The 17,805-nt window shown below is 68.3% G+C and carries 17 protein-coding genes and 1 pseudogene; 9 read left to right on the top strand and 9 right to left on the bottom strand.

The features are described 5' to 3' along the window. The first annotated feature begins 642 nt into the window (after positions 1-642). The 8 genes from rpmH (at position 643) to E1161_RS23875 (ending at position 6,073) form a co-directional block, all read left to right on the top strand. Positions 643-786, top strand: a complete 144-nt coding sequence (gene rpmH, locus E1161_RS23910; protein WP_132626978.1) for a 50S ribosomal protein L34 — start codon at positions 643-645, stop codon at positions 784-786. A gap of 12 nt (positions 787-798) precedes the next feature. Continuing rightward, on the top strand, positions 799-1,230 hold the full coding sequence (gene rnpA, locus E1161_RS23905; protein WP_132626977.1) for a ribonuclease P protein component: 432 nt from the start codon (positions 799-801) through the stop codon (positions 1,228-1,230). Between the two features lie 17 nt (positions 1,231-1,247). After that, positions 1,248-1,577, top strand: coding sequence for a membrane protein insertion efficiency factor YidD (gene yidD / locus E1161_RS23900; protein ID WP_408012049.1), 330 nt, complete (start codon positions 1,248-1,250; stop codon positions 1,575-1,577). Positions 1,578-1,582: 5 nt separating this feature from the next. Next, positions 1,583-2,521 (top strand): membrane protein insertase YidC, encoded by a 939-nt coding sequence (gene yidC / locus E1161_RS23895; protein WP_132626975.1) that lies wholly within the window; start codon positions 1,583-1,585, stop codon positions 2,519-2,521. Between the two features lie 33 nt (positions 2,522-2,554). Then, positions 2,555-3,106 carry a Jag family protein gene (locus E1161_RS23890; protein ID WP_132626974.1) on the top strand — a complete coding sequence of 184 codons (552 nt, stop codon included), beginning with the start codon at positions 2,555-2,557 and terminating at the stop codon, positions 3,104-3,106. 272 nt (positions 3,107-3,378) lie between these two features. Next, positions 3,379-4,074 (top strand): 16S rRNA (guanine(527)-N(7))-methyltransferase RsmG, encoded by a 696-nt coding sequence (rsmG, locus tag E1161_RS23885; RefSeq protein ID WP_132626973.1) that lies wholly within the window; start codon positions 3,379-3,381, stop codon positions 4,072-4,074. A 62-nt stretch (positions 4,075-4,136) separates the two neighbouring features. Further along, positions 4,137-5,066 (top strand): ParA family protein, encoded by a 930-nt coding sequence (locus E1161_RS23880; protein ID WP_328591309.1) that lies wholly within the window; start codon positions 4,137-4,139, stop codon positions 5,064-5,066. Beyond that, a complete protein-coding gene (locus E1161_RS23875) occupies positions 5,063-6,073 on the top strand; it encodes a ParB/RepB/Spo0J family partition protein (RefSeq protein ID WP_132626972.1) in 1,011 nt (336 codons plus the stop codon). The genes E1161_RS23880 and E1161_RS23875 overlap by 4 nt, the downstream gene beginning before the upstream one ends. A gap of 134 nt (positions 6,074-6,207) precedes the next feature. On the opposite strand, the gene E1161_RS23870 is transcribed toward E1161_RS23875, so the two are convergent. Both E1161_RS23870 and E1161_RS23865 read right to left on the bottom strand, forming a co-directional pair. Then, positions 6,208-7,158, bottom strand: coding sequence for a D-alanine--D-alanine ligase family protein (locus E1161_RS23870; RefSeq protein WP_132626971.1), 951 nt, complete (start codon positions 7,156-7,158; stop codon positions 6,208-6,210). Positions 7,159-7,237: 79 nt separating this feature from the next. After that, positions 7,238-8,575: an aminotransferase-like domain-containing protein gene (locus E1161_RS23865; protein ID WP_132626970.1), complete on the bottom strand. Its 1,338-nt coding sequence runs from the start codon at positions 8,573-8,575 to the stop codon at positions 7,238-7,240. Positions 8,576-8,952: 377 nt separating this feature from the next. Here E1161_RS23865 and E1161_RS23860 point away from each other — a divergent pair, with 377 nt between their 5' ends. Next, positions 8,953-9,579, top strand: coding sequence for a GNAT family N-acetyltransferase (locus E1161_RS23860; protein ID WP_132626969.1), 627 nt, complete (start codon positions 8,953-8,955; stop codon positions 9,577-9,579). A gap of 117 nt (positions 9,580-9,696) precedes the next feature. Here E1161_RS23860 and E1161_RS23855 read toward each other — a convergent pair whose 3' ends face one another. The 7 genes and pseudogenes from E1161_RS23855 to murJ form a co-directional block, all read right to left on the bottom strand. Further along, a complete protein-coding gene (locus E1161_RS23855) occupies positions 9,697-10,845 on the bottom strand; it encodes an N-acetylmuramoyl-L-alanine amidase (protein WP_132626968.1) in 1,149 nt (382 codons plus the stop codon). Between the two features lie 332 nt (positions 10,846-11,177). Then, a pseudogene (gene trxA, locus E1161_RS23850) lies at positions 11,178-11,522 on the bottom strand (thioredoxin); the annotation flags it as partial. Positions 11,523-11,564: 42 nt separating this feature from the next. Then, the gene (gene trxB / locus E1161_RS23845) at positions 11,565-12,545 is read right to left on the bottom strand and encodes a thioredoxin-disulfide reductase (protein WP_132626966.1); all 981 of its coding nucleotides are present in this window, start codon (positions 12,543-12,545) and stop codon (positions 11,565-11,567) included. Between the two features lie 167 nt (positions 12,546-12,712). After that, complete coding sequence (locus E1161_RS23840) at positions 12,713-13,528, bottom strand: hypothetical protein (RefSeq protein WP_207920375.1); 816 nt, start codon at positions 13,526-13,528, stop codon at positions 12,713-12,715. Further along, a complete protein-coding gene (gene sigM, locus E1161_RS23835; RefSeq protein WP_132626965.1) occupies positions 13,525-14,130 on the bottom strand; it encodes an RNA polymerase sigma factor SigM in 606 nt (201 codons plus the stop codon). The genes E1161_RS23840 and sigM overlap by 4 nt, the downstream gene beginning before the upstream one ends. A 132-nt stretch (positions 14,131-14,262) precedes the next feature. Next, the gene (locus tag E1161_RS23830; RefSeq protein WP_132626964.1) at positions 14,263-15,822 is read right to left on the bottom strand and encodes a protein kinase family protein; all 1,560 of its coding nucleotides are present in this window, start codon (positions 15,820-15,822) and stop codon (positions 14,263-14,265) included. An 84-nt stretch (positions 15,823-15,906) separates the two neighbouring features. Next, on the bottom strand, positions 15,907-17,715 hold the full coding sequence (gene murJ, locus E1161_RS23825) for a murein biosynthesis integral membrane protein MurJ (protein WP_235875265.1): 1,809 nt from the start codon (positions 17,713-17,715) through the stop codon (positions 15,907-15,909). Positions 17,716-17,805 lie beyond the last annotated feature (90 nt).

Below are 17,805 nucleotides of genomic sequence, written 5' to 3'. Positions count from 1 at the left end.
CGCTTGATGCTCCCCGGTTGCGGCCCCGGTCCCCAACCCCCAAGGTTGCACGGGTAGCGGGTACCACGGAACGTGTGGGCGACTCGATGGACACACGTGTCCACAGAGTTGTCCACAGCGTGTGTATGAAGGTACGGCAGCCCGCTCCGGTGTTTCCCCCTGGGGCCCTAGTACCCCTGCGATCCAGGTCAGTTCCCCCTACTGCCGACCGATGCTCCCAACCACCGGCCCGCGACACCGCAGGGAGGCACGCTAACAAGCTGCGGCCTCACCCACAAGGAGATCCCCGGGGCCTCGCGGAGATCGTGATGTGGCAGGCTCTTCGGTGTCGACGAGCGGTGACCCGATCACCAGCGCGGACTCTCCGCCAGCCTCGCGACCCGCTTCGCCGGGCCCGGCCGCCTTCGTTATGGGGCCGATACCGCCATGCCGACCCCGGCTGTGAGCCTGCTGCCGGCTCTGGCGTACTCTCGTGCAGTCCCCCGCTTGTGCAGCGGGCACGTCGGCGCGCCGACGTCACGCCCGGCCTTGCGGCTCTTGGTCCGTAACCTGCGGACCTGCGGGTTGAAGAACCGGGGACACCAAGACCGAACCGTGGTCCGAACTGACCATCGGTGCCTGTAGTAACCGGGAGATCCGACCGTGAGCAAGGGCAAGCGCACTTTCCAGCCGAACAACCGCCGCCGTGCCAGGAAGCACGGGTTCCGGCTGCGCATGCGCACTCGCGCCGGCCGGGCCATCGTGGCCACGCGCCGTCGCCGGGGCCGCGCGCAGCTGTCTGCCTGATCGCGTCCGGCCGTGCTTCCCACGGCAGCCCGGCTGACCAGGAACCAGGACTTCCGCCTGGTGGTCCGTCGTGGTCGTCGGGCCGGACGTCCCCGACTGGTGGTCCACGTCCTGCGCCCGGACCAGACCCGGGCTCGGGTCGGTGGTGAGGCCAAGCCGGAGGCTCAAGCTAATACGGCACCCACCCGGGATTCGTCTGCTTCGACCCGGGTGGGTTTTGTCGTAAGCAAGGCCGTGGGTGTCGCGGTGGTGCGCCACCGGGTCGCCCGCCGTCTGCGGCACTTGATGCGAGACCGCCTCCCGGACCTGCCCGCTGGCACACTGGTGGTGGTTCGGGCGCTGCCACCGGCAGCGGACGCGTCCAGCCGGGAACTCGGCACGGACATCGACGCGGCGCTGAAGAAGCTTCGCGTCCGTCACCCGGATGGCCCGGACAGCAGTTGATGGCGGGGTTGCGGGAGATGGCACCGGATCGGCGGCATGACGAATCGCATGACGAAAGTCGTGCGGGGCGCAAACCCCACCTGTCCGCTTGGCTCATGCTCGGCCCGGTGCACGTCTACCGCAAGGTCATCTCCCCGCTGCTGCCGCCGATGTGCCGGTTCTACCCCAGCTGCAGCGCTTACGCTGTCGAGGCGCTGACCGTGCACGGGTTGTTCCGCGGCGGATGGCTCACCGCCCGCAGGCTCCTGCGCTGCGGACCCTGGCACCCCGGAGGACTGGACCCGGTCCCACCACCCCGTGAGCGGCGAGCCGGCATTCGCCTTTCCGACAAACCCGCCGAGGAGTAGCCCGCGTGCTGGACTTCATCTACTACCCCGTGTCGGCCATCCTCTGGTTCTGGCACAAGGTCTTCGGCTCGGTACTCGATCCGTCGAGCGGGTTCGCTTGGTCGCTCTCGGTCATCTTCCTCGTCTTCACCCTGCGCGCGCTGCTGTTCCAGCCGTTCGTGCACCAGGTCCGATCGATGAAGAAGATGCAGGAGTTCGCTCCCCTGGTGCGGGAGCTGCAGGAGAAGCACGGGGACGACAAGCAGAAGCTCGCCGCGGAGATGCAGAAGCTCCAGACCGAACAGGGCTTCAACCCGCTTTCCGGCTGCTTGCCCATGCTCGTGCAGGTCCCGGTGTTCATCGGTCTCTTCCACGTGCTCAACGGCTTCAAGCCCGGAGCTCCCGGCAACTTCGTGTTCAACGCCGCCGACGTCGCCTCCTTCGTCGAGGCTGACTTGTTCGGCGCGAAGCTGTCCAACACGCTCAGCCAGCCCGCCGAGCTGCTCGCGATCTTCGGCACCGACCGGCTGTCCATGATGACCGTCGCGGTGCCGCTGATGATCGCCGCCGCGATCGCCACGCACTTCACCGCCCGGCACTCGCTGCAGCGGCAGAGCCCCGAGGCCGCCGCCAGCCCGCAGGCGGCGATGACCAACAAACTGATGCTGTGGATCTTCCCGATGTTCGCTATCGTCGGTGGTCCGTTCCTCCCGCTGGCCATTCTGATCTACTGGCTGGCTAACAACTTCTGGACGCTGGGACAGCAACGAGTGGTGTACCGCCGGATCGATCGCGAGGAGGCTGCGTCCGCCGGCGCGCCCGCGGTCGCGAACTCGGCAGGCACCACTTCGGCCACGGTCGATTCGACCACCGCCGAGAAGGCGTCCGATGACCAACCCGGTGAGATCCCCGGGGTGATCGAAGACCGCGCTCGTGACGCGGACAAGCCGGGCGAGACCCGCTGACCCCGTCGCGAACCCCTGGAGAGGAGACACCCAGTGTCTGAAACTGTGCAGGAGAGCCCGGCCGCCGCCGAGGCCACCGACTCCCCCGCCAACGACGAGTCCTCCCCCGAGGTGTCCAACACCGAGGCGCTGCTAGTGCAGGAAGGTGACGTCGCGGGCGACTACCTGGAGCGGTTGCTCGACCTGCTCGACTACGACGGCGACATCGACCTCGACGTGGAGGCCGGCCGTGCGGTGGTGAGCATCGACGGAGGCTCCGATCTCGAGAAGCTCGTCGGTGGCCGCGGCCAGGTGCTCGAAGCCCTTCAGGAGCTGACCAGGCTCGCCGTCCAGCAGGACACCGGCGTGCGCAGCCGGCTCATGCTCGACGTCGCCGGCTGGCGCGCCGGGCGCCGCGAGGAGCTCTCCGACATCGGCCGGTCCACTGCCGAAGAGGTCCTCAAGAGCGGGCAGGAGGCCCGGCTGCGGCCCATGACCCCGTTCGAGCGAAAGATCATCCACGACGCCGTTGCGGCGATCGATGGTGTGTACAGCGAGAGCGAAGGCGAAGAGCCCAACCGCAAGGTCGTCGTCTTCAAGAGCTGACCCACTCCCCTGCTGAACGCCCCCGTCGGACCCCGGTCCAGGCGGGGGCGTTTTGTCGACTTAACACTCACCGGATGGGCACCGGCCGGACTGGACCGTAGTCGTGGTGCAACAGCTCTGAAATTGTGGTCTGGCTGAATGGTCCTCGACCCCGCCGGTACTCGTTCGGCGTGGTTTCACGTGAAACAGCGGGTTGGTGCGCGGCTTCGGATCGCGATCCGGCAGGCTAGAGCGAAGTCTTTGGTTCCACGTGAAACAGCGGGGTGAATGTCTTGACCGGAGGTGCGCCCGAGGCGGCGCGGGTCGTTTTCGGTGAGCGAGTGGAGTTGGCGGAGAGGTTCGCCGAGTTGCTCCAGGAGCACGGAATCCGTCGCGGATTGATCGGTCCACGCGAATTAGACCGGCTCTGGGAAAGACATTTGCTGAACTCTGCTGTGATTGCGGAGTTGCTCCCACCTCAAAGCCGGGTTGTGGACGTAGGCTCTGGGGCGGGGTTGCCGGGCATCCCGTTGGCGATCGCTCGCCCGGATCTCACCCTCACCCTGCTGGAGCCGATGGCTCGGCGGGTGACGTGGTTGCAGGAAGTCATCACCGAGCTGGCACTCACCGTTGAGGTGGTGCGTGGTCGTGCCGAGGAGGGTCCGGTGCGCGAACGACTTGCTGATCAGGACGTCGTGACCGCGCGCGCCGTGGCGCCGATGGAACGGCTCGCGAAGTGGTCTCTCCCGCTGCTGCGTCAGGACGGCCTACTGCTCGCCATGAAGGGCGATAGCGCGGCCGAAGAACTCGAACGGGATGCTGCGGCGATCGCCGCAGCCGGTGGCGGTCGTGGGGCAGTCAAATCATGCGGTGTCGGCGTACTCGATGTGCCGACGACCGTTGTCGTGGTGGAGCGGGTCGCGGCGGCCCGAACCTCGTCCGGTCGGCGTCGTGAGACACGTCGAGCGAGAAAGGAACGTGGACGGTGAATCCGGAGGAAAACGGAGCGGGTCAGGTTTCACGTGAAACAAGGGGGCGCGCGATGGGCGCCATGCGATTCCCCTCCGGCCCGGAGACCAACGCCATGAGTTTCGGCCGGGACGACATCGGCTGGACTCCGATCATGGAGGAGGCGCAGCGCGCCACGCGCGTGCTGCACCCCGACGAGCTGGACCTCCCCCGCCCCAAGAACCGGCGCATCATCACCGTGGCCAACCAGAAGGGCGGCGTCGGCAAGACGACGAGCACGGTGAACCTCGCGGCCGGGTTGGCGCTGCACGGTCTCAAGGTCCTCGTGATCGACCTCGACCCGCAGGGTAACGCGAGCACCGCGCTGGGTGTTGAGCACCGTGGTGGCGTTCCCTCGGTCTACGAGGTGCTCCTGGGCGAGATCAGCGTCGGTGACGCGGCCGCCAAGAGCACCCAGTCGGACAACCTCTTCTGCGTTCCGGCCACGATCGACCTCGCCGGCTCGGAGATCGAGCTCGTCACGATGGTGGCTCGCGAAGGCCGTCTGAAGGAGGCCCTGAACTCCGAATCGGTCGAGGCGTTGGACTTCGACTACGTCTTCGTGGATTGCCCGCCGTCCCTCGGTCTGCTCACGGTGAACGCGTTGGTCGCCGCGCACGAGGTGCTGATCCCGATCCAGTGCGAGTACTACGCGCTGGAGGGTCTGGGACAGCTGCTCCGCAACATCGAGCTGGTGCAATCCCACCTCAACCCGGCGCTGTGGGTCTCCACGATCCTGCTGACGATGTACGACGGGCGAACCAAGCTCGCCGATCAGGTCACCGCCGAGGTGCGCGGTCATTTCGGCGACCTGACCCTGCGGACGGTGATTCCGCGTAGCGTGAAGATTTCTGAGGCTCCGGGCTTCGGTCAGACCGTGTTGACCTACGATCCGGGATCACGAGGCTCGATGAGCTACCTGGACGCGGCGCGAGAGATCGCGGAGCGGGGTGCCGAAAGGAAGACAGCATGACCGAGCGACGAGGTGGTCTGGGCCGCGGTATCGCCGCGCTGATCCCGAGCGCTCCCCCAGCCGGTGCCGATGGCGCCACGTTGGGCGGGGCGACTTCAAGGATGCGTGGTGAACCCGCGTACGGCGGCTCCCAGCCGGAGCCCTCCGTTTCACGTGAAACGGAGGGCGAGGCGCAGGGGTCCGTTGCAGGTGCCGTCTACAAAGAGATCGCCATCGCATCGATCAACCCCAACCCGAAGCAGCCTCGTCAGGTCTTCGACGAGGAAGCGCTCAACGAGTTGGAGCACTCGATCCGCGAGTTCGGGCTCATGCAGCCCATCGTGGTGCGTGAGATCGAGGACGATCAGTACGAGCTGATCATGGGCGAGCGCCGGTGGCGCGCCTCCCAGCTGGCCGGTCTGGAGTACATCCCCGCGATCGTCCGCGAGACCAAGGACGACGCGCTGCTCCGGGACGCGCTGCTGGAGAACATCCACCGCGTGCAGCTCAACCCGCTGGAAGAGGCGGCGGCCTACCAGCAACTGCTGGACGAGTTCGGCGTGACCCACGATGAACTCGCGGACCGGATCGGTCGGAGCCGTCCAGTCATCACCAACACCATCCGGCTGCTACGCCTCCCCCTCGAAGTCCAGCGTCGGGTCGCCGTCGGTGTGCTGTCCGCCGGACACGCCCGCGCGCTGCTGAGCCTCGACGACGTCGGGCACCAGGAGGACCTGGCGAAGCGGATCGTCGCAGAGGGTCTTTCGGTTCGCGCGACCGAGGAGCAGGTGACGCTCAGGAAGTCCGAGGCTCCTGCGAAGGAGAAGTCCTCGGCGAAGAAGCAGATCCAGGCGCCAGGCTTCGACCGGCTGGCGGACCGGCTCGCGAATCACTTCGACACCAAGGTGAAGGTGGCCCGCGGAAGCCGGAAGGGCAAGATCGTCATCGAATACGGGTCGGTCGACGATCTTGAGCGCATCGCGGAATTGATCTTGGGCCGAGAGGCCCGTGGAATCAGCGAGGAATGACACCGGGGCCTTACGTCACGGTGATGATTACCCTTGGTGACAAAATAGGTCGATACCGGTGATGGACGGCGACCAGCGAAAAGGCGGCGGACTCCACGGAGTCCGCCGCCTTTGTTTCACGTGAAACGCGCGAGTCATCCGCCGCGCTTGATCGCCCGCTCGACGAGTCCCGCGTAGGTCTCCCCCAGCGAGCGCCCGGCGGCCTCGACCGCCATCGGCAGCAGCGAGGTCTCGGTCAGTCCGGGTGACACCTTCGCGTCGAGGAAGTGCGGGACGCCGTCGGTGTCGATGATCGCGTCCGTCCGGGAGATGTCGCGCAGCCCGAGCAGCTTGTGCGCGGCGATCGCCAGCTCGCCCGCGGCCGAGGCGGTGTCGGCGGAGATGTCCGCTGGGGAGCGGTAGTTCGTCAGCCCGGCGGTGTAGCGAGCGGTGTAGTCGTAGACGCCATCGGCCGCTTCGATCTCGACAGCCGGCAGCGCCTCCGGACCGTCCGGTCCCTCGACGACGGTGATCGCGACCTCGGTACCTTCGATGAAGCGCTCGACGAGAACCGCGTCGCCGTAGGACAGCGCGCCCACCATCGCCGACGGCAGACCCGCCGCGTCGCGCACCACCTGGGCGCCCAGTCCCGAGCCGCCCTGGTCCGGCTTGAGCATCAAGGGCAGGCCGAGCTTGCTCACGAGCGCATCCAGCACGGCTTGCGCTCCCAGCTCGCGGAAGGTCGCGTGCGGCAGGGCCACCCAGTCCGGCGTCGTCAGCCCGGCACGGGCCACCTCAGCCTTCGCAGTGGGTTTGTCCCAGGTGCGACGGGAAGCGTGCGGACCGGTTCCGACGTAGGGGATGCCGAGCATGTCCAGCACGGCCTGCACCGAGCCGTTCTCCCCTTCCCCGCCGTGCAGGGCTATGACCACCGCGTCCGGCCGCTCCTCGGTGAGGCGGGACAGCAGCCGGGCATCGGCGTCCCACTCCGCGACGGTCATGCCGACCGAGCGCAACGCGGCCGACAACCGGCGGCCGGAACGCAGCGACACATCGCGCTCGTGCGAAAGCCCACCGGCGAGCACAGCAACCCAGCGATCAGACACTCTCTTCAGCACCTCGGAGAAGTTTCGGTCCACTGCACCAAATCAGGTGCAGTGGACCGGTCGTGTGGATGGGAAAAACTCACGCGGTGTCGGGCGACGGCGCCTGCGGTCCCGGCACGCTCCTGGGCGGCACGGTACCGAAGGTGCGAACCAGCTCCGTCTCCTCGGACAGCGTGTTGGCAAGCCTGCGCACACCCTCGCGGATCCGCTCCGGCGTCGGGTAGCAGTAGGACAACCGCATCTGACGGCTGCCGAACCCGTCCCGGTAGAAACCGGTGCCCGAGACGTAGGCGACCCGCTGGGTCACCGCACGCGGCAACATCGCCTTCGTGTCCACGCCCTCCGGCACGGTCAGCCAGACGAAGAAGCCGCCTTCGGGCTTCGTCCACGTGCAACCCGCCGGCATGTGCTGCTCCAGCGCGGACATCATCGCGTCGCGGCGCTCCCGGTACTGCTCCTGGAAGATCTTGATCTGGCCCTGCCAGTCGTGCGTCGACAGGTAGCGGGAGACGATCATCTGGTTCAGCGTGGGCGGGCACAGCGTGGCCGACTCGGCCGTGAGGACCAGCTTCTCCCTGATCGCCAGCGGGGCCAGCACCCAGCCCACTCGCAGGCCCGACGCGAACGTCTTCGAGAACGAACCCAGGTACACCACGTTGTCCGGGTCCATGCTGCGCAGCGCCGGGTACGGCTTTCCGTCGAAGCCCAGGAGCCCGTACGGGTTGTCCTCCACGACGAGGATGTCCGCCTGGCGGCAAATCTCCAGGACCTCCGCCCGCCGGTTCACCGCCAGCGTGATGCCGCCCGGGTTGTGGAAGTTCGGGATCGTGTATAGGAACTTGATCCGCTTGTCCTGCCTGACCAGGTCCGCGATCGCCTGGCGCAGCGCCTCGGGCTGCAGGCCGTCCTCGTCCATCGCGACGTGAACGACCTCGGCCTGGTAGGCGCCGAACGAACCCAGCGCGCCCACGTAGGACGGCCCCTCGGCCAGGATCACATCACCCGGGTCGCAGAAGATGCGGGTCACCATGTCCAGGCCCATCTGGGAGCCGGCGGTCACCACCACGTCGTCCGGGTGGGCGCTGATCCCCTCCAGGGCCATGACCTCGCAGATCTGCTCGCGCAGTTCCGGCACGCCGTGAGCGGAGCCGTACTGCAGCGCGACCTGCCCGTCCTCGGACACCAGCCTGGCCACCTCGGTTGCCAGGGAGTCCAGCGGGAGGGCGGCGAGGTTCGGCATGCCGCCCGCCAGCGAAACCACCTCGGGGCGGCTGGCGACGGCGAAGAGAGCTCGGATCTCGGAGGCGGTCATCCCGGCGGTCCGCTCGGCGTAGCGCGCCCGGTACGCGTCCAGGTTGCGGGCCGCCTTGTCCACGGAGTGGTCAGGCTGGTCCGGTTGGCTTCCTTGATCCGACATATCGCGCTCCCGTTTCGGTTAGGCGCACCAGCGCGTTTGCAGCTCGTACAAACGATCGGGCGATTCTATAGGCCCTATCGTTTCGCGGTATCGCCTGTGTAACAGGTCTCTCCTGAGAGCCCTGCTCGTGCCTGGTGGCGGCGGGCGCCCCGGTGTTGTTCGCGGACGTCTTCGGCCGTTGTTTCACGTGGAACAACAGGTTGGCGCTCGTCGTCGGAGTCCGCCCGTTGGATGTTGGTTCGGTTGTGGTTAGGGATGTCACCCCATCGAGGCGGTGCGGGTGAGCAGCCTGCTAGCCGTCCGGCAGGACGGCGGCTTATTCTGAGCTCAACCCGCCGTGGTCGCGTGCGGGCAATCGCAGCTTGCCAGGAGGTCAGGTGTCGCGACGCGTGGTCGGCATCACGCTGGACAACCTCGACCACCTGCCCCCGCGGTGTCGCCGGTGCGTCTACTGGGAGCTCGCGCCGCACATCAGGGAGCAGGCGGAGGAGTTCGGCGAGACCGAGCTGGAGAAAGAGGCCTGGGTCTCCAGCGTCCTGCTGGAGTGGGGCTCTTGCGGTCGCATCATCTACGTTGACGGCGTCCCGGCCGGGTACGCGATCTACGCGCCGCCGGCCGCCGTCCCGCGTGCGGCGGCCTTCCCCACCGCGCCGGTGAGCGCGGACGCAGTGCTGCTCACGGCGTTGAAGGTGACCACGGAGTTCGAGGAGGGCGGCCTGGGGCGCGTCCTGGTGCAGAACGTCGCCAAGGACCTCACCCGGCGCGGCGTGAAGGCCGTCGAGGCGTTCGGCGACCTGACCGGCGAAGCCGAGGGTTGCGTGATCCCGGCCGGGTTCCTCCAGCAGGTCGGCTTCAAGACCGTCCGCCAGCACCCCAAGTGGCCGCGCATGCGTCTGGAGCTGCGCACCGCCATCAGCTGGAAGGAGGACGTCGAGGCGGCCTTGGAGCGCCTGCTGACGTCGGTGACCATCAAGACGGCGGAACCGGCCGTCGGCGGTGCGTGACCACCCTGCTTCGCGGGAACCCGAGCGCCTCTCCGGCTGTCCTCGTCTGAGAGCCCTTCAGAACCCGCGGCGGTGTGGGTTGCTCGAGGTGGTCACCACCAAGCGATTGAGAGGCGCTCAGGCGCCCTCGGCGCGTGCCAGCTCGTGCCGCAGCAGGTCGTCGAAGGTGAAGGTTCCGGTCGGCTGGTCGTCCTTGCCGAGCAGGTACAGGCGCTTCACCGCGACCAGCAGGCCCTCGGCCACCACGTCGCGGAACGACGGGTCGAGCAGGCGGGTGCGGTCGTGCTCGTTGGTCAGGTAGCCGATCTCCATGCGGACGGCGGGCATCCGGGTCAGGCGGAGCACGTCCCAGGTCTTCGGGTGGGTGCGGCAATCGCGCATGCCGGTGCGGGCGACGATCTCGCGCTGCAGGAATCCGGCCAGCGCCTCCCCCACCGTCGAGGTGGTGCCGTTGCCGGTGCCGAAGTGGAAGCTCGCCACGCCCTCGGCCCCCGGGGACGGGTTGGCGTCAGCGTGCAGCGACAGGAACATGTCGGCGCCCGCCTCGTTGGCGAACGCGGCGCGGTCGGAGTCCGGCGGGCAGGCGTTCGGCCCGCGCGTGATCAGCGCTTCCATGCCGGTGGCCACCATCCGGCCTTCGAGCCGGCGGGCAAGGTCCCAGGTCAGGTCGGCCTCGGAGACGTCCCCGACGGTCACGCCGCGGTCGCCGCCGCCGTGGCCCGGGTCGATCACGATGCGCTTGCCGCGCAGCCGCGGTCCGGCGCGCCGGACCTTCTCCTGCTCGCGCAGGAACACCGGGCGGCCACCGCGGACCTTGGGGGCGAGCTGCTTGAGCGCGCGCAGGGTGCCGGGGCCGCAGATGCCGTCCGGGGTGAGCCCGTAGTCGCGCTGGAAGCTGCGCAGCGCCTGCTCCGTCTCGGCGCTGAAGATGCCGTCAGGGCGGCCCGCGTCGTAGCCCAGCTCCAGCAGGCGCTCCTGCAGGGCGAACACGTCGTCACCGCTGACCGGCTTGGACACCAGGAATGCCAGCGAGCGGTCGCCGAGGCGCCAGCGGGCGTCGGTCAGCGCGCGGTAGGTGGCCGGGCCGACGACTCCGTCGGTGATCAGGCCCCGCTGCTGCTGGAAGCCGCGTACCGCTTGTTCCACCGCTTCGTCGAAGAGCGCGGGCCCTGGCCTGCCGTTTCCCGACAGCAGTCCCAGCGACGCAAGGGTGTTCTTGATCTCGGCAACGGCCGGACCGACGTCACCGCGGTGGAGCAGCTGCATGCACTCCTCGCTCGATTCAGGCGTCGGCGACACCGACGCGGAGGATTGTCGGGATTGTCCCGAGTTCTGCGTTTGCGGAGCGGGCCCGCGGCTGGGCGGACCCGTCGGGTCATTGTGCCTTGTGGGCCGTACCCCGGCGCTGCGGCCTACGAGCACCGGGCCGGACGTGCGACAACGGACCGTACACGAATGATCCCTCACTGCGGCGAGAACGAGCTCCACCGCAGCGGCGTTGCCCGTGAAAGCACGAACCCGCCGTCACTGTCCTATCGACAAGACGGCGGGTTCGCGTTATTCGGTTGCCTCAAAACGAGGCTGACTTCACAGCGAAATCACAGGTAGTCGGACAGGTCCGACAGCAGCGCGGCCTTGGGCTTGGCGCCGACGATCTGCTTGACCGGCTGACCGTTCTGGAAGACCAGCAGGGTCGGGACCGACATGACCTGGTAGTCGCGGGAGATGCCGGGGTTCTGGTCGATGTCGAGCTTGGCGACGGTGATCTTGTCGGCGTGCTCGTCGGCGATCTCCTCCAGCACCGGTGCGACCATCTTGCAAGGGCCGCACCAGGTCGCCCAGAAGTCGACCAGAACGGGCTTGTCGCTGTCCAGGACGGTGCTCTTGAAGGAATCGGCGTCCACGGTCACGGTGTTCCCGGCCATGTTCATCTCCCTGTTCTCTGCTCGGGTTGAAGTGGTCTGGGTGAGCGGGTGCGCAGGGGCTCAGGCCCCGTAGCCGCCGCCGACGAGCTCGGAAGCGATCTCGGCCTGCGGGGTCTCGTTCTCGGCGAGCCAGCGCTCGGCGTCGATCGCGGCGGAGCAGCCGGACCCGGCGGCGGTGATGGCCTGCCGGTAGGTGTGGTCCACCAGGTCACCGCAGGCGAACACGCCGGGCACGCCGGTGTGCGTGCTGGGCTGCTGCACCTGCACGTAGCCCTCGTCGTCGAGACCGACCTGGTCGCGCACCAGCTGGCTGCGCGGGTCGTGACCGATGGCCACGAACATGCCGCTCACGGCCAGCTCGGAAGTCTCACCGGTGACGGTGTCGCGCAGCTTCAGCCCCGCGACCTTGCCCTCGCCCTGGACTTCCTCGACGGCCTTGTTGGTCAGCCACTTGATCTTCTCGTTGGCACGAGCGCGCTCCAGCATGATCTTGGAGGCGCGGAACTCGTCGCGGCGGTGGATGATCGTCACCGACTTCGCGAAGCGGGTCAGGAAGGTGGCCTCCTCCATCGCCGAGTCACCGCCGCCGATCACGGCGATGTCCTGGTCGCGGAAGAAGAACCCGTCGCAGGTGGCGCAGGCGGAAACGCCGCGGCCGAGCAGGGTTTCCTCACCCGGGATGCCGAGGTAGCGCGCGGCTGCACCCATCGCGAGGATGACCGCGCGGGCCTTGTGCTCGACCCCGTTGGCGACGACGGTCTTGACCTCACCGGAGAGGTCGACTCGCTCGACGTCCTCGGTGCGCAGCTCAGCGCCGAAGCGCTCGGCCTGCGACCGCATCTGCTCCATCAGGTCGGGACCCATGATCCCGTCCTTGAACCCGGGGTAGTTCTCCACGTCGGTGGTGGTCATCAGTGCCCCACCGAACTGGGTTCCTTCGAAGATCACCGGCTCCAGCTCTGCCCGTGCCGCGTACACCGCAGCGGTGTAGCCGGCAGGACCGGAACCAACGATGATCACGTTGCGGACGTCGCTGGTCACCGCGCCCCTTCCCTTCGTAGCGTCTCCGCCGCGCAGAGCGCGACCGTATTGGCATCAACGCGATCCTATTCGGCGATGTTCCCGAACCCCGGGCCCCGGTGCGTCACACCACGACGCGCCCGGTGCCTCCCACGATGCGGGAGCCGGGCGCGTGCGTGCGGGGCTGTTCAGCCGCCGAAGGTGCTGTCGGAGACGGTCGAGGGGTTGCCCGGGCCGCAGTCCGTGCCGACCGCTAAGAGGCGGAACTTGCCGAGGCCGCCGCCAGGCAGGACCAGCAGCTGGGCGAGGCGGCCGTTGAGGGTGATCTCGCGAGCGCCCATCGGTTTGCCGCCCCGCACGTCGTTGGCTTGCAGGCAGCCGATCAGCTGCTGCGGGTCGGCGAGCGTGGACACGTACTGGTCCGAGGCCATGACCTGCGAGAACTGCTGTCCGTCGAGGGTGACCTGGTCACCGGCCAGGGCCAGTGGAGCGCTGTGCTCCTCACCAGGCTGGGTGGCGGTCGGGACCGGTGGCTGGGCGGTGTTGTCGTCGTCGCCGGTACCGGGCAGCACCGCGAAGACCACGGCGGCTGCTGCCGCGGCGACGCCGACCAGCCCGGCACCGATGGTCGTCCTGCGGCGTCGGCGCGTCTTGGCCGCGGCGAAGTCCACGACCCGCGCCTCGTTCCCGGCGGGCGCTGACATCGTTGGCACCTGCTGCGCGGGCGCTGATTCGCGGGTCCAGTAGCGGACCTCGTCCTGCAGCGCCGCGTCGATGCGCGCGGAGACGTCGTCAGGAATGGTCAGCGGGGGCAGGTCGGCGAGATCGGTGGCCGTGGCCTCGAGCGCCGCCATGATCTGCCTGGCCTCCGGGTCCGCTTCGACCTGTTGACGCAGTTCGTCGGCGGTCGGTCCGTCAAGCACTCCTGCGTGCAGATCGGCCAGCAGGTCCAGGGACCAAGGTGGTCCCTGCGGCGCCCCCGTGCGCCGGCTCTCCCCACTCATCGTCCCTCCCGTCGACGCATGGCCATCGCGTCATCTGGGACGTTCGCATCTGCACTTGGGTTCCGCAGGTGCCCCAGAAGTTTCGCGAGTCTTGCCCGGCCGCGTGCGCATCGGCTCTTGACGGTGCCGTCGGCGACGCCGAGCATCACCGCGGTTTCGGCCACCGAATACCCCTCCACGTCGACCAGCACGATCGCCGCTCGCTGATCCTCGGGGAGCTGGGACAGCGCTTCCTGCACGACCATGCTGGTGTCCCGATCGGCGATCGCGTCGCGCGGGACCGCTGGTTCGGGACCGGTTTCGGGCAGTGGAACCGTGGGCCGGGCCTGGCGGCGGCGGATCCGGTCCAGGCACGCGTTCACCACGATCCGGTGCAGCCAGGTCGTGACGGCCGATTCGGCGCGGAACGACGCGGCGTTGCGGAAGGCCGAGATCATCGCGTCCTGCAACGCGTCCGCCGCTTCATCGGGGTCGCGCATGGTCCGCAGGGCCACGGCCCACAGCCGGTCCCGATGTCGGCGGAAGAGCTCGGAGAACGCATGTGGATCCCCGTTGGCGTGCGCCGCTATGAGATCGGCGTCTGAGAGGGCAGGGACAGACACGGCTCAAGACAATACTGACCGTGAGTCACGGGCAGGCCCTCGTGCGGAAATGGAATCGAATTCCCCTGTTCAGCCGACGAAAAAGCGGATGTGATCGTGACTGCGATCACATCCGCTCCGCCGTGCTGGCGGTCAGGCCACCGAGCCGGTGACCGTGACCTCGTTGATCTGCGAGGAGAACTCGCCGCCCTTCTGGGACAGCTGGGTGAGCACCACCATGATCTTGCTGCTGGGCGCGACCGCCTCCAGCTTGATCGGGGTGTCGCCCGCGGCGAGGACTCCGCTGCCGAGCAGCTTGGAGTTCATGCTCGGCGAGCCGTCGACCTGGCGGATCTCGACCTTCGATCCTGCGCTCGGCGAGTTGATCACGACCTGCTGCAGCACCGACGGGCGTTCCAGCGTCAGCACGGCACCGGTGGCGGTGTTGATGCCGCCGGGACCGAGCTGCTGGAAGTAGCCGAAGGTCGACCAGTAGGTGCCCGGGTCACCGTCGAAGAGGTTGTTGATCCGCCCCGGCGCGTCCGGCTCGCCCTGCGCGGTGAACGACGTCCCCTCCGTGACCCGCACCGGCACCGCCTGCGACGGCGGTTGCTGGGTGGCGGTTCCGGGGTTGTTGCCCTGGATCACCTGGCCGCTGCCGCTGGACTGGTTCGACTCGGTGAAGATGCCGATCACGCCGACCGCGATCCAGCCGACCACCAGGATCGTCGCGACCGCGAGCACGCCGACGCTGATCGCGAGCTTGCGGCGCTTGGCCTGGTCCGGCTTCGGGTCGTCGCGACGCCACACCTCGTTGGACTCGGCTGGCGGCGCACCGTTGGTCAGCGTGTTCGCCGGCTCGTAGGTCGCGTACTGCTCCAGCACTCGCAGCACGGCGGCGCCGGTCCGGACTCCCCCGGTGGTGCCGGTCGAATCCGGGTTGCCCAGCGCGCGAACCGCGACGGTGGACAGCTCCATCGGCACGGTCGGGCGGAGAGTGCGCGGTGCGACCAGGTTTCCGTCCGGTCCGGTCGGGGCCGACGGCAGGCCCTCGGGCGTGTCGCCGAGCGCCCAGCGCCCGGTCAGCAGCAGGTACAGCGCGGCGCCGAGCCCCCGCACGTCGTCGCTGGAGGAAGCGTGGGAGAGCGGACCCGGGAACGCCATCCGCACTTCGCCTTCGGGCGTGACCCGGATGCGCTGCGGGTGGTCGGCGCCCAGGACCAGACCGGCGTGGTGCGCCGATTCCACCGCGGCGGCCAGCGGTTGCATCAGCCGAGCGGCGGTTCCGGGAGGCAGCGGTCCTTCGGCGACCAGGTCCAAGAGGTCCGTGCCGTGCGTCCATTCGGCGATGACCAGGCCGAGAACGCCGGGCGGATCACCTGCGGACTGCGTGACGACGTCGAGCACCCGCGCGACGCCGACGTGGTTGAAGGTGCTGGCGTGCATCGCGCGTTCCAGGGTGCGTCGCGCGTTGGTGGCGGCCTGAGCGTCGGCGCGATCCCCGATCAGGATCGTCAACGCGACGTCGCGGCCCAGGACTCCGTCCTTGGCACGCCACAATTCGGCGTTGCAGCGCTCGTCCGAGCCGACTTTGGAGAGCAGCCGATACCGGCCGTGGTCCAAGACCCGGCCCGGTGTGAGCTGCTCCGCCGAAGCTTCGGCTTCCGGTTCGTCGCTGTCCGCCGCGATCCGCTGGGTGGGTTTGCTGGTCACCTTCCCTCTCCCGCTCCTCCCGGTCCGCCTACGGGTTGCCCTCACGGAAGGAGACTTCCTTCATGAGGGTACGTGACGCGGATGTCAGCGACGACGCAGCAAACCGGTGAGGCGCCCGATCGCGGGCTGAAGTTCGGCCACTCGAAGCATCGACATCAACCCGAAGATCACCGCGAAGCCCACCACGCTGCCGATCAGCAGCTGCAGCCATCCGGTTCCGGCGCCCGCCGAACCCGGCACGAGCGCGTCGATGCCGACCGCGACACCCCACGCGGCGAGTCCGCCGATCACCGAGGCGAAGAGAGATTTGCTCAGCGTCACCAGGAATCGGCTGCTGCCGAGCGGGCCGAGCCGGTGCCGCAACCACGCCTCGCCGACCAGCCAGCCGACGATGAAGGTGAAGGAGTTGACGAAGGTCAGGCCGAACACGATCTCGTTCGAAGGCAGCATCGCGGCCACCAGTACCGCCAGCAACACCTTCGCGACCGTCATCACGACCATGATCAGCGTCGGGGTGCGGGCGTCGTTGAGCGCGTTGAACGTCCGCATCTGCATCATCGTCAGCGCGTACGGCAGCACGCCGAAGGCCGAAATCGCCAGGGCCAGACCCAGTGTCGTGGCCGATCCGGTCTCGCCGCGCAGCGCGAACAGCGACAGCGCCAGCGGCACGCCGAGCGCGGTCATCACCGCGCTGACCGGCATCAGCGTCACGGTCGACAACCGGTTGCCCAGCGACAGGTCGTCGATGACCTTGGCGTAGTCCTGGTCCGCCGCGGCCGCCGACATGCGCGGCAGGATCGCGGTCATGATCGAGAAGCCGATGACGCCGTAGGGCAGCTGCAGCAGCATCCACACGTAGTTGTAGGTCGACCAGCCGCCCGCGTCGCCGGTGAAGGCGACCCGGCTCAGCGCGACCAGGCCGACTTGGCTGACCGCGACGTAGGCCAGCATCCACAGCGCCAGACCGCTGAACTCCGACAGCCGCGAGTCCCAGCCCCAGCGCCAGCGGAAGGTGAAGCCGGTGGCGCGCAGGGCGGGGATCTGGATGGCGGCCTGGCTGACCACGCCGAGCGTGACGCCCACGCCCAGCACCAGCACGTGCGCGTCGGTCATCGACACCGGGTTCACCGACATCTCGCCCGGCACCAGCATGTAGACGCCGATCGTGACGATCACGACCAGGTTGTTGACCACCGGTGCCCAGGCCGGCGGGCTGAAGATCTGCTTGGACTGCAGGATCGCGCCTGCCAGCGCCGACAGGCCGTAGAAGAAGATCTGCGGCAGCAGCAGGTAGGCCAGGACGTTGACCAGCTCGGTGTTCGAGGTGTCCGACTCGGTGACGAAGATCCAGGTCAGCAGCGGGGCGCAGAGCACGGCGATCAGCGTGCCGATGCCCAGCACCACCACGGCCAACGTCATCATCTGCTGCACGAACCGCTCGCCGCCGTCGGCGTCGGCCTTCTGCGAGCGCACCAGCACCGGCACCACGACGCTGGTGAGCACGCCGCCGATGAGCAGCTCGAAGATGCTGTTGGGCAGCGTGTTGGAGACGTTGAACGAGTCGTTGACGACGCCGAATCCGACCGCGAAGGCCAGCAGCAGCTTCCACAGGAAGCCGGTGATCCGGCTGATCAGCGTCGCGATGGCCATCGAACCGCTGGCCTTGAGCAGCGACGGCTTGCCGGGCGAGACGGGCCGGATGACCTGGGTCTGCTCGGCGGACTGCTCGAACGCCTGGTCCGGTCCTGGCTCGGCTGGGATCGCCGCGATCGGCTGCGTCTCGGCGACGTGCCAGCCCTGCCTGCCGCCCGCGCCCGGCACGGGGGTGCGGTGGATCGGCATGGTCGGGCCGTCCGGCTGCCCGCTCCTCCGCCGTGGATCTTGTCGGTTCACTGCCTCAATCCTTACCCGCCTGCGCCACCCGGGAGCACCGGGACGTTCGCACCAGGATCTCAGAAGCAGTTCGCGAACTTGCTCCGGTTC

It is taken from the genome of Saccharopolyspora aridisoli (assembly GCF_004348445.1).
In the GTDB taxonomy this organism is placed as follows: Bacteria; Actinomycetota; Actinomycetes; order Mycobacteriales; family Pseudonocardiaceae; genus Saccharopolyspora; species Saccharopolyspora aridisoli.
The sequence above is the reverse complement of the archived record's forward strand: the minus strand, read 5'-3'. Positions and strand labels throughout refer to the sequence as shown.